Origin of the sequence: Paracraurococcus lichenis (assembly GCF_030657435.1) — a bacterium.
Lineage (GTDB): Bacteria > Pseudomonadota > Alphaproteobacteria > Acetobacterales > Acetobacteraceae > Paracraurococcus > Paracraurococcus lichenis.
Genome location: NZ_JAUTWS010000388.1, coordinates 1 through 766 on the forward strand (window position 1 = coordinate 1; position 766 = coordinate 766).

1 protein-coding gene is annotated in these 766 nt (G+C 73.8%); it reads left to right on the top strand.

The window, feature by feature from the left end:
• Positions 1-386 precede the first annotated feature (386 nt).
• The coding region (locus Q7A36_RS40405) for a hypothetical protein (RefSeq protein WP_305109425.1) at positions 387-766 on the top strand (380 nt) is incomplete at its 3' end.

The window sequence follows — 766 nt, forward strand, 5'->3', positions numbered from 1 at the left end:
CGCGATGACGGACCCCTTGGATTGGCTACGGCAGGCGGCAGCAAAGCCCGGGCGCGGTCGTCAATCGCCGCTTCGGCGGTGGATGGAGAGCAACCGAGAGGGGTTCGCAGCGGCGCTGCCGGTGAGGCCGAACTGGCAGGCGATAGCGCAGGAGTTGGCAGCGCGCGGACTGACGGACGGCGCGGGCAAGCCACCGAGTGCTGCCGTCGCCTGCCTCACCTGGTTCCGGGTGAAGGAGGGACGACAGGCGAAGACGGAGAGGGCGGCTCGGCAGGCGAAGGTGTCTGCGGCGGCGCCGGCTCCGCAGGAGGCGCCGGCGCCGCGGGATGATCCGCCACCGGTAACAGGCCGCCGGTTCCGGCGGGTGGGCGAGTGGGGAGCGGACGATGGTGGGCAAGGAGGAGGCGAATGAAGCGGCAGCGCCGACGCTGCGGGGGCTGATGCGCCGGGCGCTGCGGCCGCCGGTGGAGGTGGTGGAGTTGCCGACGCTGGCGCCGCTACGGCAGGGCCGGGCGTGGCACCCGGAGCGTGATCCTGCGCTGCCGCCGCTGGTCGATCTGGCGGGCCGACCGAAGGTGCTGCTGCTGGTGGGGCCGGGCGGCGCGGGCAAGACCACGGCGGCAAACTGGTTGTGCTCGGGCTTGGACGCGGCCGGGCTGTTGCTGAGCCAGAACGGGGCGTTGGTGGCGGCGACGGACCCTGGGGTGGTGGGGTTGGCGCAGTATCTCCCGCCGCGTGCGCTGCACCAGCCGGCGACGCGGACGGC